Origin of the sequence: Paenibacillus sp. P22, from assembly GCF_000469945.2 — a bacterium.
In the GTDB taxonomy this organism is placed as follows: Bacteria; Bacillota; Bacilli; order Paenibacillales; family Paenibacillaceae; genus Paenibacillus_O; species Paenibacillus_O humicus.
This window is the reverse complement of record NZ_CBRA020000113.1, coordinates 1-16,428: the sequence shown is the minus strand read 5'-3', so window position 1 is coordinate 16,428 and position 16,428 is coordinate 1. Positions and strand designations below refer to the sequence as shown.

At 52.4% G+C, this 16,428-nt stretch carries 24 protein-coding genes; 23 read left to right on the top strand and 1 reads right to left on the bottom strand.

The window, feature by feature from the left end; genetic code table 11:
• From BN871_RS28450 to BN871_RS16055, 13 genes are all read left to right on the top strand, one after another.
• Positions 1-1,609, top strand: a 1,609-nt coding sequence (locus BN871_RS28450; protein ID WP_198158058.1) for a hypothetical protein, incomplete at its 5' end; no start/stop codon positions are given.
• The gene (locus BN871_RS16110) at positions 1,584-2,249 is read left to right on the top strand and encodes a LysM peptidoglycan-binding domain-containing protein (protein WP_021878979.1); all 666 of its coding nucleotides are present in this window, start codon (positions 1,584-1,586) and stop codon (positions 2,247-2,249) included. The genes BN871_RS28450 and BN871_RS16110, both read left to right, overlap by 26 nt.
• Positions 2,246-3,088: a hypothetical protein gene (locus BN871_RS16105; RefSeq protein ID WP_048747309.1), complete on the top strand. Its 843-nt coding sequence runs from the start codon at positions 2,246-2,248 to the stop codon at positions 3,086-3,088. Before BN871_RS16110 ends, BN871_RS16105 begins: the two co-directional genes overlap by 4 nt.
• A 143-nt stretch (positions 3,089-3,231) precedes the next feature.
• Positions 3,232-3,522, top strand: coding sequence for a hypothetical protein (locus BN871_RS16100; protein ID WP_048747307.1), 291 nt, complete (start codon positions 3,232-3,234; stop codon positions 3,520-3,522).
• Entirely contained in the window at positions 3,515-3,964 is a 450-nt protein-coding gene (locus BN871_RS16095) for a DUF2634 domain-containing protein (RefSeq protein WP_053086993.1), read from the top strand. Before BN871_RS16100 ends, BN871_RS16095 begins: the two co-directional genes overlap by 8 nt.
• Positions 3,948-5,000, top strand: a complete 1,053-nt coding sequence (locus tag BN871_RS16090) for a baseplate J/gp47 family protein (RefSeq protein WP_021878976.1) — start codon at positions 3,948-3,950, stop codon at positions 4,998-5,000. Before BN871_RS16095 ends, BN871_RS16090 begins: the two co-directional genes overlap by 17 nt.
• A gap of 11 nt (positions 5,001-5,011) precedes the next feature.
• On the top strand, positions 5,012-5,398 hold the full coding sequence (locus BN871_RS16085; protein ID WP_021878975.1) for a hypothetical protein: 387 nt from the start codon (positions 5,012-5,014) through the stop codon (positions 5,396-5,398).
• Positions 5,399-5,409: 11 nt separating this feature from the next.
• Positions 5,410-6,207 carry a hypothetical protein gene (locus BN871_RS16080; RefSeq protein WP_157060311.1) on the top strand — a complete coding sequence of 266 codons (798 nt, stop codon included), beginning with the start codon at positions 5,410-5,412 and terminating at the stop codon, positions 6,205-6,207.
• Entirely contained in the window at positions 6,197-8,095 is a 1,899-nt protein-coding gene (locus BN871_RS16075; protein WP_021878973.1) for a right-handed parallel beta-helix repeat-containing protein, read from the top strand. The genes BN871_RS16080 and BN871_RS16075 overlap by 11 nt, the downstream gene beginning before the upstream one ends.
• Before the next feature lie 11 nt (positions 8,096-8,106).
• The gene (locus tag BN871_RS16070) at positions 8,107-8,400 is read left to right on the top strand and encodes a hypothetical protein (protein ID WP_021878972.1); all 294 of its coding nucleotides are present in this window, start codon (positions 8,107-8,109) and stop codon (positions 8,398-8,400) included.
• Between the two features lie 23 nt (positions 8,401-8,423).
• The gene (locus BN871_RS16065) at positions 8,424-8,744 is read left to right on the top strand and encodes a hypothetical protein (protein WP_021878971.1); all 321 of its coding nucleotides are present in this window, start codon (positions 8,424-8,426) and stop codon (positions 8,742-8,744) included.
• Between the two features lie 14 nt (positions 8,745-8,758).
• Positions 8,759-9,049: a phage holin family protein gene (locus BN871_RS16060; RefSeq protein ID WP_048747302.1), complete on the top strand. Its 291-nt coding sequence runs from the start codon at positions 8,759-8,761 to the stop codon at positions 9,047-9,049.
• On the top strand, positions 9,036-9,911 hold the full coding sequence (locus BN871_RS16055; RefSeq protein WP_048747300.1) for an N-acetylmuramoyl-L-alanine amidase family protein: 876 nt from the start codon (positions 9,036-9,038) through the stop codon (positions 9,909-9,911). Before BN871_RS16060 ends, BN871_RS16055 begins: the two co-directional genes overlap by 14 nt.
• A 40-nt stretch (positions 9,912-9,951) precedes the next feature.
• Here the strand turns inward: BN871_RS16055 and BN871_RS16050 are convergent, their stop codons facing one another.
• Positions 9,952-10,299 (bottom strand): hypothetical protein, encoded by a 348-nt coding sequence (locus BN871_RS16050; RefSeq protein WP_021878969.1) that lies wholly within the window; start codon positions 10,297-10,299, stop codon positions 9,952-9,954.
• A 501-nt stretch (positions 10,300-10,800) separates the two neighbouring features.
• Between BN871_RS16050 and BN871_RS16045 the strand changes: the two genes are divergently transcribed.
• The 10 genes from BN871_RS16045 to BN871_RS16005 form a co-directional block, all read left to right on the top strand.
• Positions 10,801-11,616 (top strand): ParM/StbA family protein, encoded by an 816-nt coding sequence (locus tag BN871_RS16045; protein WP_048747297.1) that lies wholly within the window; start codon positions 10,801-10,803, stop codon positions 11,614-11,616.
• Positions 11,606-11,848, top strand: a complete 243-nt coding sequence (locus tag BN871_RS16040) for a hypothetical protein (RefSeq protein WP_021878966.1) — start codon at positions 11,606-11,608, stop codon at positions 11,846-11,848. Before BN871_RS16045 ends, BN871_RS16040 begins: the two co-directional genes overlap by 11 nt.
• A 66-nt stretch (positions 11,849-11,914) precedes the next feature.
• Positions 11,915-12,118, top strand: a complete 204-nt coding sequence (locus BN871_RS16035; protein ID WP_021878965.1) for a hypothetical protein — start codon at positions 11,915-11,917, stop codon at positions 12,116-12,118.
• Positions 12,119-12,205: 87 nt separating this feature from the next.
• The gene (locus BN871_RS29690) at positions 12,206-12,331 is read left to right on the top strand and encodes a hypothetical protein (RefSeq protein WP_021878964.1); all 126 of its coding nucleotides are present in this window, start codon (positions 12,206-12,208) and stop codon (positions 12,329-12,331) included.
• A 143-nt stretch (positions 12,332-12,474) separates the two neighbouring features.
• Positions 12,475-13,665 carry an FtsK/SpoIIIE domain-containing protein gene (locus tag BN871_RS16030; RefSeq protein WP_198158057.1) on the top strand — a complete coding sequence of 397 codons (1,191 nt, stop codon included), beginning with the start codon at positions 12,475-12,477 and terminating at the stop codon, positions 13,663-13,665.
• Positions 13,662-14,249: a replication-relaxation family protein gene (locus BN871_RS16025; RefSeq protein ID WP_198158056.1), complete on the top strand. Its 588-nt coding sequence runs from the start codon at positions 13,662-13,664 to the stop codon at positions 14,247-14,249. The genes BN871_RS16030 and BN871_RS16025 overlap by 4 nt, the downstream gene beginning before the upstream one ends.
• Positions 14,250-14,431: 182 nt before the next feature.
• Positions 14,432-14,689, top strand: coding sequence for a hypothetical protein (locus BN871_RS16020; RefSeq protein WP_048747294.1), 258 nt, complete (start codon positions 14,432-14,434; stop codon positions 14,687-14,689).
• Positions 14,690-14,701: 12 nt separating this feature from the next.
• Complete coding sequence (locus BN871_RS16015) at positions 14,702-15,367, top strand: hypothetical protein (protein ID WP_048747293.1); 666 nt, start codon at positions 14,702-14,704, stop codon at positions 15,365-15,367.
• An 11-nt stretch (positions 15,368-15,378) separates the two neighbouring features.
• Positions 15,379-15,897: an accessory gene regulator B family protein gene (locus tag BN871_RS16010; protein WP_048747290.1), complete on the top strand. Its 519-nt coding sequence runs from the start codon at positions 15,379-15,381 to the stop codon at positions 15,895-15,897.
• 136 nt (positions 15,898-16,033) lie between these two features.
• A partial coding sequence (locus tag BN871_RS16005) for a hypothetical protein (RefSeq protein WP_048747288.1) occupies positions 16,034-16,428 on the top strand: 395 nt, incomplete at its 3' end.

Below are 16,428 nucleotides of genomic sequence, written 5' to 3'. Positions count from 1 at the left end.
CAAGGCCATCCGTAACGCTGCGGTAGTGGTAACTGCTCATGCACAGCGCTTCAGCGCCCAGATCAAGCCGGCGGTCAACACTCTCAAGTGGATGACAAAAGCGCCTTTCAAGGTAACGGTTAGAGCTGTGGATATGGCATCAACCGGGCTCCGCGGATTGACGAGCATCGTAGGGATGCTCAGCAAGCCGTTACTGATCGGAGGAGGAATTGTTGCTGCGGGCGGTATCGCGTTAATCAAAAAGAGCCTCGAAGGCGCCTCTATGCTGGAGCGGCAGATGATTTCTATGACGCACTTCCTTGGTGTCAATAACCCCAAGCAGGGGAAATTATGGGCAGGACAGGAAGCGCAGCGATTCATCGCTGATCTCCGGAAAAATGCCGATATCACCCCGTTCGATACAGACGAGGTCATTTCCACCGGCACAAGGGCGCTCGGCATAGCTGGCGGTAAAACCAAGCCAGCTATGAGCCTTCTGAGGCTTGCTGAGGATATGACGGCTCTTACCCCTGGCAAGACTCTCAGCGACTCTATCGAAGCCCTTGCTGACCTAGCGACGGGCGAGACGGAGCGGATGAAGGAGTTTGGATTTAAAATTAGCCAAGCGCAAATTAAGGCTTCTGGCGGGGATTGGTCCAAGCTCAAAAATGGATCGGGAATCGGACTGACGCAGATGTTCCGCGGCGGCGCCGATAAACTCGGGCAATCTGCCTATGGCCTATGGTCGACAGTTACAGGCACAATGAGCTCCGGCGTAACCAATATGGGCACACGAACACTCGAATACCTGAAGCCAGAACTCAAGCGATGGGCCGATTATCTGAGTGGTGGTGGCGCCACAAAAATGTTCGATGCCGGCAGTAAAATGATGGCTTCGTTGGCTCGTGCAGTTGTGGAAAAAGGCAAATCGGCTTGGGCCTATGTGCAAAAGACGTTCATAGACAATCCGGAATTTCAGAACATGTCCTTCGAGGGGAAAGTAAAGTTTGGTTTCGCGCAGCTCAGGGCTCAGTTTGAAGGATGGTATGAGAAGGAGGGCAAGGCGGAGCTGACCAAAGTAGCGACACGCATCGGCGATGTAATCGGTGAGGGACTTAAGAACAGCAAGCCGATTGTTGACGCTGCCGTCGTTATGGGAACGAATATCGGTAAAGGAATCATGGACGGACTTGTAAAAGCGATTTGGGACAACATCGGACTGGTCGGCAATGTAGGCGGGGCGGTTGCGGCAAGGTTTTCGGGACCTATTGGGCTTGGAATATCCACTATAACTACAGGAATTCAAGGATGGAAAGATATGTTCTCCTCCTGGAAGGATTCTTTGACGAATGGGGCTGCTGGATGGTTTGGATTCAGGCCAACGGCCAACGCCTGGGGGAAAGCTCGAGTTCCATACGACAACTATCCGACCTTGCTGCATCAAGGAGAGCAAGTCCTTACAGCCCAGGAAGCGAACCAGCGGAAGAGCGGCGGAGGCGGTCAATCCATCACCGTCAACATCCATAACCCAGTGGTAAGAGACGAATCCGACTTCCAGCGACTTGCCCAAATGCTTAGACAAGCCATTGAGCAGGTCAGTTTGAATGGAGGAGCAGTTCATGCCGATTGATGTAGTTTTGTCTTATAACAACGGCGCGGAGACACTACGGCTACCGGTGCCGCCAACGTCATATGACCTGCAAACCGGGATGGCTCACAACACGGTAAGTGTCCACAACCTGGGTGAAGTATTGGTAATGGGCAAGCGGCAGCTGAATAGCATCACACTGGAAAGCTATTTCCCCATTCAAGACGATGGCTTGTGCGTTTATAAGGACTTTCCGCCGCCGGTCACTTTCGTCAACACCCTCAACCGCTGGAAGGAGAGCGGCAAGCCTCTGCGCCTGCTCATCACCGCGAGGGGGCTCAGCCTGAACCAGGTGATGGTCATTGAATCATTCAGCTACGGCCATCGCCCGGGACCGCTGGACGTCTATTTTACATTGTCGTTACGGGAATACCGAATTGTCACTGTCCAGCAGGCCGCGCCAACTCCGGCGACAACTGCCTCGTCTGCGGCGCATAGCGCCGGTGCGGCACGTACATCGACCAAAACACCGCCGAAGACGTACACCGTCAAAAAAGGCGATACGGGATACCTCATTGCCAAAAGGGTATACGGTGAAGGCAGCCGCTGGCCGGAGATCAGAAACAAGAATGGAATCAAGGATGATCGAAAGCTGCAGATCGGGCAGGTGTTGAAGATATGATCTCCCTCAAGCATGTTTCTCGAGCTGGGGTAAAGACCGACCTTTCTGGTCTCTTCCTCCGGCTCTCCTGGTCCGGAGACAAGTCAACGGCTGCCCGATCGGTGACTTTCTCTATCCTGTTTGCACCGAATGACAAAAACATGCCGAAGGTTCCTATGGAGCTCGGGGAGATGATCTTCGTCTACGATGACGACAGTAAAGAAATTTTCCGAGGGTACCTCTTCAAGATGTCGAAGTCGCTCTCAGGCAGCAGCATCGAGTACACAGCCTATGACGGGCTTAGGTATCTGACGCAGTCCAAGGTCAACCGAATTTTCAAAGCGGCCACGGCGGCTTCGGTGGCACGAACGGTCTGCGCTGAAATCGGCGTGCCAGTCGGATACCTGGAGGATGCTGGAGGGAGCCAGCGCTTCACGGCTATCAACAGGAGCGCATATGAGGCCATCATGATCGCCTACAGCGGCGTTGCCAAAAGCACCGGCCACAAGTACATCGCTCGGATGTCCGCCGGCCGGCTCAGCGTCTTGCGCAGGGGAACGAGGGTGGCTGCCGTCAAACTCACCGCGGATACCAACCTGACCGAAGCAACCTACTCCGAGAGCATCGAGGATGCCGTCACGGCGGTCAAAATCGTCGATAAAAATGACAACTATGTTGGCGAGGTGACGGCAGCCGATAACTTGAAACGGTATGGCCGGCTCCAGGAGATCTACCAACAGGAAGAAAAAAAAGGACCCGCATGCTCCTGCTCGCGCCATGCTCAAGGGCGCGGAGAGGACGGCCAATGTGACTGTATTCGGATCCGGGCAGGTCGATCTGATCACGGGGAACGCCGTTAGAATTCAGGACCTACTCACCGGCTTGGTGGGTCTTTTTTACGTGGACAGCGACGAGCATGTCTGGGAAAACGGCATGCAATCGATCACGCTCACGGTCAATTTCCAAAATCTCATGGATGAGCAGGAAGGAGGAGAGGTAGACAGTGGATCCAGCAAAACGAGCAGTAGCGGCGCCGGGAGTACGGGATATAGCCTGGATAACTTCGTATATCCGTGAGGTCGCAAAGCAGGAAGCGGAGCGGACCGGAGCGTCTCTCGGAATCGTGACCAGCACATGGCCGTCCCCGATTACCGTACTTTCCTCCGATCTCACACTTGAGGCGGATGACCTCTATATCCCGCCAAACTGGACGCATCAAAACAGCGAGCAAGTCGTGCTGCAGCCTGTCGCAGGGCGTTGGGCAGTGACGAGGGTGGTGCCTGCCGATGGCTGACAGTCCGTTCCCTTTTATTGATGGAGTCACCGAGGATACAGCCGCGTCTGCGGTGGACAGCGCTGCACAGGCGGAACTTCCTCTCTGGGTAGAGTACGCATGGGATTTTGCCGTGAACGATTTCATACTTGTTGACGGGAATCCGATCCGGTTGGAAGGATTGCCTGCGCTTGAAATCTGGATTTACAAGACCCTGAGGACTGAACGGTTTCGGTATTTGGCCTATAGCTGGAATTATGGTCATGAGTTGGATAATCTGCTCGGTCAACGAAGTGCACCGGATAAGTCAGAGGCGGAAAGGTATGTTCGAGAAGCGCTGAACACTCCTTATATCCTGTCGTTTTCCGGTTTCGACATTGACCATTCCGAGGATGTGCTAAAGATCAGCTTTACAGCAGAAACGGTCTACGGTGAGGTGAGAATAAATGGCGACGGACTTTGATTCCATCCTTTCGCGCATGCTTGGCAACGTGCTGGGCGGTGTGGCCAAGGGCGAAGGGACCTTTACCTTTGATGCTCTGGCCCCTGTAGCCCTGGAAGTTTCCCAGGCCTATGATGAGATTGAGCGGATCAAGCGGGTGAGAGCAGGCAGCTCGGAGGATGCATCGGAAGAGGAAGTCGATATGATAGCAGCCGAGCAGGGAGTTACGCGCAAGCCGGCCGTGAAGTCGGAAGGGGCCGTTCAGCTTTACGGTCCATCCGGAACGAAGATCCCGACAGGCTCCTTTGCGACTACAGAAAGCGGGACGGTCTTTGATATTCTGGGTGCGGCTACTGAAATTCCGGTCTCCGGAACCATGTCCCTGAAAGTCTTGGCACAAGTGGCCGGGGCATCTGGGAATGTGCCTGCCGGCTCCATTTCAAAGTGCTCCATTCCCGGGGTTACGGTGACAAACCTTGAAGAAACCCACGGCGGAACAGACTTGGAGAGCAAGGAGGCGTTACTGGCCAGAGCAATTGAAAAGCGTGACGAACCAGCTGTGAGCGGAAATCCGGACCAGTACAAGCAGACGGCAAAAACAGTGCCCGGCATCTATGATGCTCGGGTTTTTCGTGGTTGGGCCGGCGGGGGCACAGTCAAGGTTGTGCTGATTTCGGTCGACAAGCGGACGCCAGGCGCTTCGGCTGTCGCTGCAGCTGATGCTCTCATCCAAGCAATGGCCACGGCAGGATCGGTGCCAACCGTTGTCGGCGTTTCGGAGGTACTGGTCGATGTATCTGCCAAGCTAGTGCTTGTAGAAGGTGGGTCATTGGACGAGGCAAGGGTTCAAGTGCAAGGAGCAATCACAGCTTATCTCAAGGCACTCGCATTTACGGAAACGGTCGTCAAGCTCAACCGGATCGGAGAGGCCATTTTATCCGCCGGGAATGTTTCTGACTATGAGTACGGCTCACTGACAATCAATGGGTCTACCGGAAACCTGCAACTACAGCAAGATCAAGTTCCCGTAATGGGGGCACTTAATTTAACCATATGAGGTGATGCAGCATGCCAGGGAAAACTGATTTTCTTGAAAATGCACTTTTGAACCACGTCCTGCGTGGCGTCGCGTATACACCGCCCGCGGCTCTATACGTCGGACTGTTCACGTCGGACCCTACAGATGCTGCTACGGGAACTGAGGTGTCCGGCGGCTCTTATGCTCGACAACAAGCAACATTCTCGGTACCAACTACCGGCAGCAGTAGCAATGCCGCCGACCTTTTATTCCCAGTTGCCACGGCGGCATGGGGGACGGTGACTCACTTCGGGATATTTGATGCGGCCACGGCGGGTAAGCTCCTTTATTACGGATCGCTTACTCCCTCGCAGCCTATAACATCCTCGAACCAGCTGAAGCTGCCCGCCGGCACCGTAATCGTGAACGAAGATTGAGGTGATGGCTGATGGCAATTGTAGAGTCTAGTGGCACGGCATCTTGTAGTTCAAGTTCCTCTGCGGCTGCTGTTCTGATCCTTCCAATGGCGGGATCAATCTTTGGGAACGCCGATTGTTCAGCTGCAGCAGTTCTGATCCGCAAGAGTTTCGGGACTTCCTATGGGGTGGCAACAGCTTCGGCGCAGCCCGTGCGTATTCAGAGCACATCCGGCAACTCAACGGGCCGATCAGTGCTGCCTGATGCGGTGGCAGCCCGTTACATCATCATGGGTGGACAAGCAGACGGGCAGGCAACAGCGGAGGCCTTTGCAACTTCAAGGGATATCTCGCAGGCTCTAAAAGATTTTCTTCCGGGATTCTTGCAGCAGTCCTCTCTATTCTCGGCTGCCCAAAAATTGCAGGTGGCCGAAATAATTCGTTTACTCGCCGTTATTGAGGAGTTTCGGAGGGACTTGCTCCCCGGAAAGAATCGACGACCGGAATCGATGACCACGCCTGCATTCAAAGCAATGGTCAATAACTTTTACCGCAGCAAAGTGAATGTGTATCCAGACGAATATCGCCTTAAAACAACGATTTATAGTAAGCGTGGAATACCTGAAAATATTGCAGAGATGGAAGGTGTTGTTGAGCAGAGATTATCAGCCCACTTGCTGCATGAATTCAATTTCACATATCTCCCATTCGATGAAATGGAGGAAGTCAAATTGACTTTGGAGCAAATGCAGGGAATGGGCAGCTTCGATCAAATCGAGCGGACGTTCCTTATTCCCGTTGAGGAGGTGCTTAATCGAAATGGCGTCTAAAAGAACGGCCAATATGAAAATGAATGATTGGGCCATAAAAGATGGATTCCAACTGCAGGAATGGGCGGATAATTTCAAGGCGCTTGATTCAGAAATTGCCGTTCGCGGTCTAAACGCCAACTGGAAAGGTGCGAAAGGTGATGGGTCCGAAAATGATACAGCGGCCCTGCTTGCATTGTTTGCTACCGTCAAGACCGGAGATCGCTTGGTCTTTCCTCCCCGCTGTTATTACAAGACCAACGCCCCAAACTTCCTTTATACATTCACAGGTCTTAAGGATATCCAGATTGAAGGCAATGGATCAACCATTGAGGTCGCTGATCAAGGACTTAGCTTCACTTTTATTGATGGATTGTCGGTAAAAGGGTTGAAGATCGTCCGTTCATCTCAATCAGTTTGGGGAGCGAACAAGACGGGGCTTTATGTAGGGGCGAGCTCACAAATTGATGTGAGTAGGAACGAAATATCAAAATTTACAGATGCGATATCCATTACGGATTGCAAAACCGCACGGGTTTATAAAAACAAACTCCATCATCTTGGAGAGGAGCCTATCGTCTGCCGGATCAGCCGGCATGTCATTGTCGAGGACAATGAGGCCTGGACATACCTGGGCGACGGCATCTTAAACAAGGGAACCTCGGACATGACCGTCTCAAAGAATTACCTTCATGATCCCGTCGACAAGGATCTTGATGCGGTTACGTGGGCAACCATTTCCGGCGGAAACGTTGCGGCTCCCATTCAGGGCGGTGGCATCACCTGTAATGCTGAGTCCGGACCGTATCCAAACGATAACATGACCATCAACGATAATCGAATCTACGGGACGATCTACGGCATAATTCTCTCCGCAATTACTGTTGCCAAAATAACGAAGAACCGGTTGAAGAATATTGGAAACGCCGCAGGCATTGCTGTATCCGATTCAGCAGCTTACAACCCGGGGAAGATTCCTGGCCTCGATATAGACATTTCTCGAAACATTATCCAGGGATTTGCCAAGGGCGCACCACAACCGGGAATTCAACTTAAAACTGGAGCGGTCGTTGTGAACAGCGCAACGATTTCTTTTAATCGCGTCTATCCTAATGGAGCCCACAAGGGGATCGTCGCAAGCGGGGACATCCTGGTCACGGGAAACACCATTAAAGGGGCAGAGCTCGGCATCGAACTGCTCGATGGAGCGAAAGGTTTTCAAAATACCGTTCTGGATCCTTTTCAGGCGGACTTCGGACGTGCGATATCCGTCTACGACGGGTCCTCGGCGTGTCACAACACGGTCAAGAGCACTGTGCCAGTCATTGTGTGGGGAAAGAACGCCATTGTATCGGAAAACGCTATTATTAACACCTCGACGACCAACTACGCCGTCGTCATACAACCCGGCGCAGAAGGAAACCAGATTATCAACAACACCATTTCCTCGGCGGCGCTCAAAGAAATTGGTGTCGGAGATCCGGACTGGCGAGATAAAAACACCTATTATGGCTGGATCGATCGCGGGGGAGTCAAAAGCTACATTCCTCCTGCAGCTCCGCGGGTAAGCAGCCGACCTTCGTCCATAGATACCGGTCGGTTACCGGGCGCAACGTTTTTCGATCTCAACATCGGCAAAAACGTTACCTGGAGCGGGACTAAATGGATTGAAAGCAATTCAGGCAAAGCAGTCTTCAGTGGAGATGGTTCTTCGGTGACGGTGACCATCCCTCATGGGCTTTCTATCCGACCAACAGCGTATACGGTCTCTCCTGCCTCCAATGATGCCGGATTTGCCGAGATACGAAACGTAGACGCGGATGCAACCAATATCATCATCAGGTTCAAAAATGCGTTGTATGCTGGCTCGAACAACATCTCCATCTGTTGGTTCGCCGAATCAAAATGAGGAGGGTTTAAATGAGACTGGTAAAAAAGACAATTAATGTCCAGCAGGTCACTAATGTAGCTAAACCCATTCGGTATGAGGATATAAGGACCACGTTTCTTAATAAGAATGAACAGTATGTAGTAGTTGAAATAGCCCTTTTAGATGAAAATCAAGTCATCGCCACTACTAAGCGGTACGAAATCACCGGGGACGACTACAACCTCCTGATGTCGGCCTCACCAGACTTTGCACTAGGTAAGCCAGCTGGGGAGTTTCGGGAAGTTGACTTATGGTACATCATCGACCAAATAGAAAAAGCGTGATCTCATAGAGAGAAGGTGTCGGGGTGCCGGAAGCTGACCAACTGCAACTGATGAACACGATTATGGAAATAAGAGTCGAGCTCGGTAAGCTTTCTACCAGGCTCGAGAAACTGGACGATTTCAACCGTTCCCTTGATGATTTCAGAGGGCAATTGAAAGAGATATATCGGCGATCCGAGGAAGTGGAGAAGTTGGCGGTGGCAGCATTAGAAAGCACCAAGTCGGCACACAAGCGGTTGAATGCAATATCAAAAGTATCATACTGGTTACTCACGGCGATCGGCGGAGCGGTCGTCGTTTTTGTTGTCGGCTTTGCCCTCAAGGGTGGATTCTATATCAAGTAAGGGGAGATGATCTAATGGAATGGGCAGCAATTCAAGCTATGATTCCTCCGAAGTTGGCCGGCGTGCTTGCCGTATGCTGGGTGGCGGGGTATGTACTCAAGCGGACGCCGCGGGTGCCGGACTGGTCGATCGTCTACGTCGTTACGGCCGTTGCAATCCTGATGACATGTCTGCTGTTGGGGCCGACGGCCGAGAGCCTAATCCAGGGCGTCCTGTGCGGCGCAGTGTCGGTTTATGGACATCAGCTTGTCAGGCAGACGAGCAAGGCTGCAAACGGGGAGGGCGGCGGCGATGGAGAGCAATAAATATCAGATCGAGCGGCGCTACATCAACAAGCGTTCTAACGTCAGGCCAGGCATCCGGCTAGTAACCGGCAGCCCGGCCTTTTTTGTTGCTCATGATACGGGTAACCCTGGAGCCTCTGCAGATAACCACTGGACCTACTTCCAGCATCAGACGGACCGATCGGCGTCGGCACAGGTCTTCATCGACGACAAACGCATCCTTGAGATTATCCCTGCCGGTACCGGTCCGGATCCCGCCGAGCAGGCTTATCACGTCATCAAAAACGTGACGACGGACAATGCCATTTTTGGCTACGACGCCAACGCCGCGGCGCTTGGCATCGAGCTATGCTATGGCGGCAAGATCGACTTCGCAGCGGCTTACGCTCGGCTTGTCTGGTACCTTGCGATGTGCTGCACTAAATGGGGTAAGACGCCATCGACTCACATCGTCAGTCATAAGCAGTTGGACCCGGCCCGCAAGTCGGATATCGACCAGGCACTTGCTGCCGGCGGCAAGACACTCGGCGACCTGATCCGGGACGTGACGGCTGAGATAGCGACTCAGGTCCGGCCGGTGCCGGCGGCTGCCAAACTGCCGGCAGACATCTGCGATCACGTCATCGTCTCCTACATCCAGCCGGCGCGGCACGCGGCGCTGCAGCAGGGACTGCTAGAAGAGGCTGGCCACTTCGAGCGTCTGGCGGCCAACGTTCGCGCCGCGGCGGCGGGAGCCGGACTGCCCAAGAGCAACGCGCAGGAGATCATCTACAACTGGCTCTCCCCTGCATGGCACAAAGCCAAGGCAGACGGACGAGACCCCGGTCGGTACAATCAAATGGCAAATGCCCTTAGGACGTGCGCCGGAATCCCCCTTGAATAAAACAAATCCCCACTGGCCTTCGCGGCTGGTGGGGGATTTTTTACATTTCCGATGTTACAGAATCCTTTTTAAGAACGCCCATGAATCCGGATACAATTAACAAAATTGCGGGGATGAAGTAAAACACGCTGATCCCAATTACTCCGACTACCGCAGCTACGAAATGAAAAATCCCAGCGGTTCGAGGTCTTCGTTTTGAAATGACAGCCCCGAAGATGGCGAGCACACTAACCAAGCAAGCAACAATGCTTCCCGTTACCACGACTGAACTACTAGCGGAACCGGCATCGCTTCCTAGTCCCATTGAAACCCCGATCATTGCAATCATAAGAGCAAATGCACTGAAGACGGCTCCTATAATTCCGCCGATCAATCCTACCACGTACATTCGTATCCTCTCCTCATCATGGTGTTTAATTCTAGAATATACGAAATGTATCTATCTATGATACAGAATTTTCACATCCAGAAATCTTTGGGCTGTGCGCTTTTTCCCGTAAGCCGGCGAGCTGCTTCAACCAGGATCTTTTGCACACTTCTTGTCGGCTTATATCCATCCTCGCTGCATGCCCGCGACACCGTTCCAGGGTTCAACCCTGTTTCTTCGCGGATTCTCTCCTGTTTGACTCCGTGTTTATCCAAGAAAGCTCCATAATCAGTCCGCCTTTTCCCTATTCCGGTCATGTTATTCAGGCCTTTCCATCTATTTCGTATTCCCAATATGGCCGAGTCTACAAAATTTTATACCTGTCCCTATTTGGAAAACAGTAAATATGCCCGAGCCATCCCCATAGGCTAGTGACATATCAAGTAGCGCCACTGGTGACGCTAACCGTTCGACGTAGAACGGTTTGTAGGGCTACCAGTGTCGCCAGAAGGGGATGACAGCATGAGTATAATTGGCATCGATGCCGGCGGCAGCGCGGTTAAGCTGTATGACGGTCGGCAGTTCAGACAGTTCCCCTCCCCCATCGGCTACGACTGGCGGGAACGAAATCTTCAGCAAGTCCACGGTGAGCATGACTTCGAATGGGAATACGGTGGGCAGCACGGTTTTGCTGGGACTCTGGCGATGTATGAAAGCGAGTTGGCGGAAAGCACCAAGGGCGATTCGAAGGCACATCCGGATGCTCGCCTGCGCGTCCTAATCGCACTTCACCAGTATGCACCTGGATCGGAGCATCAGATCGTCGTGGGGCAGCCGATCCGAACGCACACGCCGGAGCAGAAGCGTCAGATCAAGGAGATGCTGCAGGGCCGGCACGAGATCACCATCAACGGGGAGCGGCGCGTCATTGTCATCCGCCGATGCGAAGTGGCGGCCGAAGGAGCGGCAGCGGGCCTCCTTGTTCCAAGCCTCGGCATCGTGCGGGTGATTGACATCGGGAGCGGCACGGTCAACCTCGGCACGTTGCAGGACCGGCGCTTTGTCGATCGAGCGAGCGATACGCTGGTGAACGGTATGGAGACGTTGCGGAATCCGGATCCAGCAGCTTTTGCACGAGCAATCATTGCGCATGCTATCCGCTTGAAGTGGAAAAGCGAGGACGTCCTCGTATTATGCGGCGGTGGAGCTGAAGCGTTGCTACCCGACATCGGGAAGCATTTCAAGTCCGCTCAGCTGCTCAAACCCGGCATGAGCCTCTATGCGAACGTCGAGGCGTTCCATCTGATCGCAAAGGGGTTGTACGGAGATGGGAGATAAGAGAATCGAGAAAATCCCTGTCTACTTCAGCCAGGACGATCCCGATCAAGTCGCTCTTTTCAAATGGGTGCAGACGAAGAAAAACCGCTCGGGCTACCTCAAGCGGCTAATCCAACGGGATATGGATGCTTCATCCCCACAAGTGGGGACGTCCCCACTCTTAGTTTCAACGACGTCGTTGAATTCTCCGATGTCGGCGAATTTGAGCTTTGATGCTGCAGGATTCATCTGACGACAAGGTTTTAACGAATCCAACTTTGGATCGGTTGATTGGATCAACTAATAGGAGGATCACATCATGGAAGACCTGCAACCACTCTTTAAGGTGCTGGGTATTGGTGTAGCATCGCATTTTGGAGGCATTGCACTCGAGAATCTAGGGCATGGGGGCAAGGTGGTCTACCTCAAAATCACCGGTTATGTAGCCTGCGCTTACGTGGCGTTTGATTCCTGGTGGGATGCGCTGCACAAGATCGCCGCCATGTTCGGGGTGTACGTATGACCAAGATCGCTTTACTACTCATGCTTCGGCTATACCTGGAGCACCGCCGGAACCGCACGACGGTGATCGGCAAGATCGGAGGGTATCATGAGTGATCGGATCGGCTGGAGCCTGGTCGGCGCGGCCGGCGTGCTGAGTGTCTATGCGGGATATCTCTTCAGTTCGCGGGTCTCGCGAAAGCTGGCCCATGAAGTCCTGGAGTGGTTTTTATAGGTGCAATTAATAGTGCGGTATATAGAGCACCAATTGTTCTAGTATCAATACCGCACTAATACAAGCCAAAATGCAGATGTAAAAAAGAATTTTGAATTTGTTTAAAGGAGCTGCGCGAAATGATAATGAGCGGAGCGAGTGGAATGATGTTGGCCGCGAAAATCGCGGCAGCCGGAGCGAGTCTCTACGGCGCCCGAGCGGTGTATGTATCTATGCCGGATGTTGGCGTGAGAAGCAAGTTGCGGCAGCTGTTTGCAGCCGGTGGGCTTTGCACCAAGCGCAAGGGACACAAGGGCAAGGAGATCCGGACCTATCCGGCCATCAGGCGCGTTTCGATCTACCAGGACTGCATTCAGGCTGTCTTCATGTTGCCGGACGGATTGGACCCGGGGGCGGTCCTAAAGCACGCTTGGCTGTTTCGGCAAGGCTTCGGCGAACACATCGAACTCGCGGGGACGGCCAAGACGTTCATCCTGACCATCTACCGCCTGGAGGTTCAGCAATTTGATTATGAGCTCGAGGAGGCGCAGGTAGCGGCAGCCGGCATGCACCTGCCGATCTACGTTGGGCGTAGCCGTCGCGGTCCGGAAGTATACGACATGGCAGAGCATCCTCACCTACTGATCGCTGGGGAAACCGGCAGTGGGAAGTCGGTTGCGCTCCGGTCGATCCTGACGACGCTGATCAAGGTTGTACCGCCCGAAAAGCTCCGGCTCCTCTGCGCGGATATGAAGCGTTCGGAATTCCATTTGTTCCGCCAAATTGCCGAGCAGGTCGTCGTCGAGCCATTGCAACTGGAGACGATGCTGATGAAGGTCCGCCGGGAGCTCCGGAAGCGCGGGGATCAGCTCGACGCCGCAGGGGTGGCTAATATCGTCGACCTGCCGGAGCGGGAGCGGCCGCCATTCATTGTCGTGGCTATTGACGAGGTGGCGCTGCTCAAAAAGGAAGCCGACATTATGGCCGTCATCGATGAGATCGGGGCGATCGGCCGGGCGTTGGGTGTCTTCTTGATTCTCAGCATGCAACGGCCGGACGCCGACGTCCTGGACGGCAAACTAAAGAATAACCTGACGGTCCGGATGGCGTTTCGGCATGCCGATGAAATCAACAGCCGGATTACACTCGGGAGCGGAGAGGCAGCGCAAATCAAACAGAGCGAGAAGGGTCGAATGGTCTTCAAACTGGACGGATGGCGATACGCTCAAGCACCATACCTGGACATTCCGAAGGCGAGAGCTTTACTCGAGCCGCACAAGCGCCCAGAAGAAACGTCAGCGAGCCCAGGAGCGCCGTCAGAAGACCAAGATTACGAATGGGGTGGACTGGAATGAGAGAGCGAGATAAAGCTATTGTGACGGACCTGGAACGCTTCCGGGTCCTCACACGGGACGACATCGCGGAGCTTCATTTCAGCGGTTTGCGCAACCCGGTTCGGGAGGCAAATAATGCTCTGCTGCGGCTTCGCCGGGAGGGCCACATAGCAGTGAGCAAAGAGCGCCGCAAGTACACTTATTTCCCGATGCCAAGCATCAAAAAGGACAGCGCGAAGATCGGACACTTCCTAGCGATAGCAGAATTCTTTCGGCAGTTGCGCCGGATCGAGGAGCCACGGCGGTTTGAGGTCGAACCCAAGTACGGCAAGGGGCGGCCGGAGCCGGATGCGTTTGTGATTTGGAAGGCGACGCCGTGGTTCATCGAGATTCAGCGGACCGTGTTCTCGGAGCGAGTCATAAAGGAGAAGTTGGACCGCTACGAGGCCTACTTCCACAGCGGTGAATGGGAGCGAGCAGACTGGCAGCCAGCAAAGAAGATATTCCCCGTCGTGTGGATCAGCGGGGTAGGAAGCTATACAGGCATCCAGCAGGTAGGAGCTTTCGAATTGTGCAAGGCAAAAAGGAAGACATTCTCCGAATAATGGGGCAAAAATAGAACAAACATTCGCTTGCAATGTGAAAGCTATTAGATATAATTAGAAATATAATCCAGTTCCAAGAACAGGAAATAGTAGCCGAACAGACTGGCTTTGGGTCAGGCAAGCAATACGTTGAAGACATCGAAAAGCTAAAGGCGAAGGATCGGCAGGGAGAGCGAAGCGACTTGGTGGAAAATTTTCCACGAAGTTCAGAGAAGACAAGGGACGGAGGGAAAAATATCAAAGAGTTTGTTACAGCTTCATGGATTGCCAAAGCCCTCAACACGACCAGTCAGAACATTTCTCTAGCCGGACGCCGCGCCTTGAATCCAAACTATCGAGGGGACTTCATCAAACCAGATGCAACCCTCGATGAAGGTACGCCGATCTGGCTAAAAAAGAAAGCTGAAGACTACATCCGAAAAAAAAAAGTCGGAAAGTGATGGTGTTGAGGGTTGAAGCTGGGGGATCTCGTGTTCATTGTGTTGAGTATATTCGATGCTCTGTCTGTATTAGCAATATCGTTTAAGCTTTTCCGCATGCCCTTTCTGGAATATAAAAAGCAAATCATCTTAACTTCAATTGTCATAGCAATAGTCTCATTTTTGAATCGTGTGATATTCGATATTCCCCAATATGATTTAACTATTCAATTAATAATATATGTTGTGGCATTAAGATGTTTGATAAAAATGCGGACTTTTGAATCAACGCTTATAATTGTTACTGGCTTGCTTGTATATTTATCTATCCAGTATTTCATTTATTTTATTCTTATGGTTACCGGGCTGTTGGACTACGCAGCTGCCTCTGGAATTGAAGGCTTCGAAACATACGTGCTCTGGATCAGCACCATCCTCGCAGTTTATCTTACCGCCTGGCTGTTCTTCTACATGAATCTCGGATTTGCATTTATCGTCAGGCCGCCTCATTACTTCGCCATCAAGAGCCCCATACTTTCTGGTAAGAACCGTGTTTTGGCTCTGGGACTTGTGGGCGGGATCGTATTTATATGTATCAACGCCATACTGCTCTTCCACATGACATATCTCTGGATTTATCCATTCGCTCTTGTTTTTTTCGCTTGTCTCTACAGGCGGAGTCTACTACCTCTCGCATAGGAGGAATTTAAATGATTGATACATGGTCAAGAAACATATCATTACGGATAAAGGCAGCTGATCCAGAGAACACGAGCAGTGTTGAAGTCATGGAATTTGCCATCGGAGGATATCTAAACTTCGCTATGACGGCTCTTTTGACCGCGTCCGTTGGTGCAATAACCGGGATGGTATGGGAGTCATTGCTATGCCTCGTGTTGTTTAATGTCGTGCGTATTTTTAGCGGGGGATTCCACTTGCCCCATACCGTCTGCGTCATTCTTTCTACAACTGTTTTCAGCGTCCTGCCGTATGTTGATGCAAGTCGAACGTACGTGCTACTATTCACTATAGCGGCGTTGATCCTGATCGCTCAGTTCGCGCCTAACATCGACCCCGAGACTTCGACGCTGGACGCAAAGTTCTACCCGGCATGGAGAATTATTTCTGTCTTGCTTGCAGCTTCCAATCTGATCTTCATGTCAAAGCTTTTTGCACTAGTGCTCTTAGTTTTGGCTGTACTCGTCATACCTTTCAAGGGGAGGAGGTGAGCGACATATGGAACGTTCCACGGCAAGCATGATCTCTGCCGGCTTGGAGAAAAGCGCTAAAGTCATGGCGAAGTTCGTGAAGACGAACATCGGTGCCAAAAAAATTCCGGCCGAGCTGAAGAAATAGGTGACCGCCATGGACAGCAGAGATATTGAGATGCTGGGCATTCGGATCGTCAATGAGAAAGAGAATGGGGCATGGGAGACATTTAGGGGCGGAGACATTGTCTTTATCGACAACTGGTATCCGTACCCCAAAAGCAACCACTGCATACCTCGCTTTCATACAACAAAGGGCATGTTTACGATGATCAACTCATTTGCCCAGTGCAAGGAAATCTTTCCTCATCTAGACTTATTGGATTCCAGCAATCTAATTGATCTCGATAAGATTGATCATTGCGAAATCGTTGGTCATAATGTCATCCTTGCCCACTTCAAGGATTCAGACAGGACGGCAAACATCGCCTGGAGTAAACGAAGTAAGGTGAAACACCTCATTCGTCATAAAGAGGAAAAGCCCAAAACACG

What these genes read in the sequence shown, in the direction of transcription:
- BN871_RS16110 (WP_021878979.1), top strand. Translation starts at nt 1,584, where the DNA reads ATGGAGGAGCAGTTCATGCCGATTGATGTAGTTTTGTCTTATAACAAC.
- BN871_RS16105 (WP_048747309.1), top strand. Translation starts at nt 2,246, where the DNA reads ATGATCTCCCTCAAGCATGTTTCTCGAGCTGGGGTAAAGACCGACCTT.
- BN871_RS16095 (WP_053086993.1), top strand. Translation starts at nt 3,515, where the DNA reads ATGGCTGACAGTCCGTTCCCTTTTATTGATGGAGTCACCGAGGATACA.
- BN871_RS16090 (WP_021878976.1), top strand. Translation starts at nt 3,948, where the DNA reads ATGGCGACGGACTTTGATTCCATCCTTTCGCGCATGCTTGGCAACGTG.
- BN871_RS16085 (WP_021878975.1), top strand. Translation starts at nt 5,012, where the DNA reads ATGCCAGGGAAAACTGATTTTCTTGAAAATGCACTTTTGAACCACGTC.
- BN871_RS16080 (WP_157060311.1), top strand. Translation starts at nt 5,410, where the DNA reads ATGGCAATTGTAGAGTCTAGTGGCACGGCATCTTGTAGTTCAAGTTCC.
- BN871_RS16075 (WP_021878973.1), top strand. Translation starts at nt 6,197, where the DNA reads ATGGCGTCTAAAAGAACGGCCAATATGAAAATGAATGATTGGGCCATA.
- BN871_RS16070 (WP_021878972.1), top strand. Translation starts at nt 8,107, where the DNA reads ATGAGACTGGTAAAAAAGACAATTAATGTCCAGCAGGTCACTAATGTA.
- BN871_RS16060 (WP_048747302.1), top strand. Translation starts at nt 8,759, where the DNA reads ATGGAATGGGCAGCAATTCAAGCTATGATTCCTCCGAAGTTGGCCGGC.
- BN871_RS16055 (WP_048747300.1), top strand. Translation starts at nt 9,036, where the DNA reads ATGGAGAGCAATAAATATCAGATCGAGCGGCGCTACATCAACAAGCGT.
- BN871_RS16050 (WP_021878969.1), bottom strand. Translation starts at nt 10,299, where the DNA reads ATGTACGTGGTAGGATTGATCGGCGGAATTATAGGAGCCGTCTTCAGT.
- BN871_RS16045 (WP_048747297.1), top strand. Translation starts at nt 10,801, where the DNA reads ATGAGTATAATTGGCATCGATGCCGGCGGCAGCGCGGTTAAGCTGTAT.
- BN871_RS16040 (WP_021878966.1), top strand. Translation starts at nt 11,606, where the DNA reads ATGGGAGATAAGAGAATCGAGAAAATCCCTGTCTACTTCAGCCAGGAC.
- BN871_RS16035 (WP_021878965.1), top strand. Translation starts at nt 11,915, where the DNA reads ATGGAAGACCTGCAACCACTCTTTAAGGTGCTGGGTATTGGTGTAGCA.
- BN871_RS29690 (WP_021878964.1), top strand. Translation starts at nt 12,206, where the DNA reads ATGAGTGATCGGATCGGCTGGAGCCTGGTCGGCGCGGCCGGCGTGCTG.
- BN871_RS16030 (WP_198158057.1), top strand. Translation starts at nt 12,475, where the DNA reads ATGATGTTGGCCGCGAAAATCGCGGCAGCCGGAGCGAGTCTCTACGGC.
- BN871_RS16025 (WP_198158056.1), top strand. Translation starts at nt 13,662, where the DNA reads ATGAGAGAGCGAGATAAAGCTATTGTGACGGACCTGGAACGCTTCCGG.
- BN871_RS16010 (WP_048747290.1), top strand. Translation starts at nt 15,379, where the DNA reads ATGATTGATACATGGTCAAGAAACATATCATTACGGATAAAGGCAGCT.